The sequence below is a fragment of the Vibrio sp. L5-1 genome, from assembly GCF_021728315.1.
Classification (GTDB): domain Bacteria; phylum Pseudomonadota; class Gammaproteobacteria; order Enterobacterales; family Vibrionaceae; genus Vibrio; species Vibrio splendidus_K.
The window spans coordinates 863547-867923 of the sequence record NZ_JAKKCQ010000003.1; the positions used below are offsets into that span (position 1 = coordinate 863547).

Annotated in this window: 1 protein-coding gene; it reads left to right on the plus strand. The window is 42.3% G+C overall.

Features of this window, described 5'->3' with window-relative positions; genetic code table 11:
* Window positions 1–4218: VWA domain-containing protein (locus tag L3V35_RS16165; protein WP_237300279.1), on the plus strand; the 4218-nt coding region annotated here is incomplete at its 5' end.
* Window positions 4219–4377 lie beyond the last annotated feature (159 nt).

The following is a 4377-nucleotide window of genomic DNA, read 5'->3' on the forward strand; positions in this document are numbered from 1 at the left end:
CTAGACATCACGACCATCAATGACGGCATCTACGAAGGAGCAGAATCCTTCACAGTTAGCATCGACAGCGTGAGCGGTGCGGATGCGACGGTAGATGCGGCCAATGACAGTGCGGCAGTGACCATCATAGATGATGATTTTGTACCAACGTCATCAGATGGTGTGATTGATATAGACGAAGACACCCCAACCTTCATCGAATGGGATTCCTTCGGAATAAGCGATGTTGATTCACCTGATTCAGCTCTAGGTATTGAGATTACCGATTTGCCAGATAGCGGGCAGTTCGAGTATTTCGGTGATGATGGTCAGTGGCATGACATTTCGGTTGGTCAAGTTATTGACAAGGGCGAGTTTGATGGAGATAGAGTTCGATTTACTCCGGATGAAGATGAATCTGGGTACGATAGCCACTCAACTCCAGGCGTCGGTGATCAACAACAAGACTACGCACAGATTGGTTTCAAACCAACTGATGGCATTAACGTAGGCGAAGAGTCGACTGTTGCGATAAATGTTACTCCAATTGCTGACGCGCCTAACTTGTTCACCAGCATCGATGGAATTCAACTTCCGGACCAACAATTCAACGTAAGTATGTGGAATGGTGTCTCTGTTGGTTATCAATATGGTGTTGGTAATGGTGTGGACCCTGATACCTTGATAAATGTCATCGATGGTTTGGATAGTAACAGTAGTTCTCTAAGTAATGTCAATGATGTGCGTGATGCTAGTCAAGGTGCAGGTCAAGCTACACTCATCACTGGCTTGATCTATTTAGAAGCAGGTAAATCTTATGATTTCGTTGGTAACGCGGATGATAGTTTAGCGATAAAAATTGGTGGTGAGCTTACAGATGATGCTCGATGGGGAGACAGTAGTGGGAGTATCCAAGGAATTGCATTTACACCGACTGTGTCCGGTTTCTATCCGATAGAGGTTTACCACCACAACCAGAGCGGCCCTGGTAATTTTGATGTCAATGTTTCTGTAGATGGCGCGAGCCCTGTCAACTTAAACAACACGAACTTTGGCGTAGTCAGTGATGTGTCTCAGCTCGATAATATTGATATACGTACATCACAATTAATTAACGAAAATGGCGTTGAGCTCTATCAGGTCTATACAACGAATGAAGGTCCACAAGACACACGTATTCCACTGACTGAACTGCAAGCATCTTTAAATGATACTGATGGTTCAGAAAGTTTGGCTGTTAATGTTAGTGGTTTCCCTATTGGTTCTGAGCTAAGTGATGGAGTCAATTCTCACACATTCACTAGTACCAATGAGACATTTGATATCAGTAGTTGGGATATGACAAGTTTAACGGTCTTACCGCCTTCGGGAAGTCACGACGATTTTACTATTGATGTCGAAGCGATCGCTAGTGAAAAGGATTCAACAAGTACTGCTACGACTACGACCAGTATTGATGTGGTTGTTTATGAATACAATGCTACAAACACGCTGCCAGATACTCGTACTGTAGATGAAGATACAAGCGTCTCTGGTAACGTTTTAATAAACGATACTGATACAGATAACACATTATCACTGCAGTCAATTGAAGTAGGAGGAACGTCCTATAACGTTGGTGACACTATCACGCTAACTGGTGGTGAGTTGACGGTCGAGAAAGATGGTAGTTACTTGTTTGTACCATCAGAGCATTGGTCAGGTAACGTTCCAACGTTGACTTACACCACAAACACCGGCGTAAGCGATACTCTCGATATTACGGTCAGTGCGGTTGCTGATGCTCCTCGTGTAACTATTGCGGTCGGGGAGTTGCAACAATCACAAGCTATGCCCGATTTCGGTACATCACCTAGTGATATTAGAAACCTTGTAAGTAACGGTGAGACATCTATTGGTGGTGTCGATTTCGACCACGTTGATCAGTCTCCAGCTTTCAATAATGGCAATCAAGGCGATGACTTGATGATCGCACCGGACAATGCGGCGGCTCAGCAGTTTGTCGGCGATCAGCAAGCCGTTAATCTGACTCAACAGGGAAGCGATACGTTTGTTGGCACTAGTGGCAACGATTCGTTTTATGGTGGTAATGGGTCTCAGGATAGTGAAGTTGAGACTGATACAGTTATCTATCAAGGTAAATTGTCTGAATATGACCTTGATTTTAGAGGTCTTGAGCATAGCCAAGTACCTTATTGGTTAGTTAAAGATTCTCTTGAAAGAGATACATCTAGTGACAATTCGCCTTCTACCGAAGATGGTGACCACTTATATGGTATTGAACGAATTATTTTCTCGGACGCGATTGTCGAGATTGATAGTGAGACTGGAGAGTATACGGTCCTACAAGACAGCGTAATACCGCTAGATATTTCAGCGGAACTCGTTGATAACGATAGTAGTGAATCGTTAGGTAATGAATTTACTCTTGAAGGCATTCCTCAAGGCGTTGAGCTGTATGTCGGTGGTCAGCTTATATCTCCCAATATCGACGGATCGTATTCTATTGTTATACCAGCTTCTGGTGATGTTAGTGCAGAGCTTAGAATTCCTTACTCTTATGAAGGCGATTTAGATTTTGAGCTTTCTGTATCGGCCTCATCTTCCGAATTGGTTAATAGTGACGAAGCAATAACTAACACATCGACAGATATAAGCTTCAGAAGCTATAGTTTGGAATCTGGTTCCCACGGTGATGACAATATCAAAGGGACAGAGAACAACGATTTGATTGTTGGTGACGTTCAAGGAATTCAAATTGTTGCCGGTGAAGACTACAATATCGCATTTATTCTCGATACGTCAGGCAGTATGGGAAGAGATGTTGAAACCGCAAAAGATGAACTGTTAGTTGTTTTTGATGCGATTTTAGCTAGTTCACAAGGGCAACATTCTGGTCAGGTTAATATTCTAATCACGGATTTTTCAGATAACTCTAATACGTCAGTATCTGTCGATTTGAGTAGTCAGAACCCAAGAGAACAATTTATTGCAGCACTTAATGCCATTACTGATGCTGGCGGAGGTGGTACCAATTACGAAGCCGGATTCCAATCTGCAGTTGAATGGTTCTCTGATCAAAACAGTGGGAACAACATTTCTTATTTCATTTCTGACGGTGAGCCGACTTCCTTTACTGACAGTCGGTTAATGAAAAGTGAGTTCGATGAAATATTGATCGATTATGATCTGAGTACGAACCAAGTTATAACACTGGCTGATTTATTGCCTGCCGGATATACAAGTGGCGTTGTTAATTATAAAGGTAGTGTATTAATTGACGATAAGGCCAAGTTATATTCACCATTAACAGGGGATAGAATTGGTGATTTAAGCATTAATGGCAATTCTTACGATTACTATGATAAGGGTGGCGTTAATAAACAAGGTCAGCATATGTATCAATTGCTCGCATTGATGTCATCTGTTGACGCTATTGGGCTCGGTAATTCATTAGATGAAGATGTTCTCGAAGATTACGACTCTGATGGCCTAGTTGAAACGTCAATAGACGTAACGAAATTGTCAGAGGTTATTCTTGGTAAAGAAGTGAGTTTATTGCAAGGTGAAGATCAAATTGATGCTTTAGCTGGTGATGACATCATGTTCGGAGATCTGGTGCAATTTGACGGTATTTCAGGGCAGGGAGTTGCAGTGATACAGAAGTATGTCGCTCAAGAAACTGGTGAGCAATTATCTTCTGTGTCAGCGCGAGATATACACGATTACATTTCTGATAACGTACAAGATTTTGACCAGTCTAGAGCTAACGATAAGGATGACATTTTATCTGGCGGCGAAGGAGACGATATTCTCTATGGCCAAGGCGGTGAAGATACGCTTATCGGTGGTCTAGGAGACGATATCTTAGTTGGTGGAGAAGGTGATGACCTATTCAAATGGGTTGACCAACCGTACCAAGATGATGTTGATACAATTACTGACTTTGCTTTGGGTGAAGACCATTTAGATGTCTCTCAGCTATTACCAACTGAAAATACGATGTCAGATTTGCTTGAGCATATCACTATTGAAAAAGTGGATAACGGCGGTGGTGATAAAGATTTAGTGATCACTATTTCTGAAGGTGCCAATAACAGTGGTCAGGCACAAACGATTGTACTCGATAATACGGGGAATCAGTTTGACTCTGTGAACGCCCAAGGTGATGGCAGTGTGATAAGCAGTGATTTGAGTAACTTGGTTAATCAACTCTTTGTGAACTTACCAGACCAATAACAAAAAAGGGCCGAAAGGCCCTTTTTTAATACGTAATGCCGTTCGGATAAGCATTACTGCTTGAACCTAAACGGATATTTGGCTGGAACAAAGAGGACTGAACGTGGAAACGTTCGGTCCTTTCTTTTATCTGGAAGAATGAAGTGACTCAGACTTTCT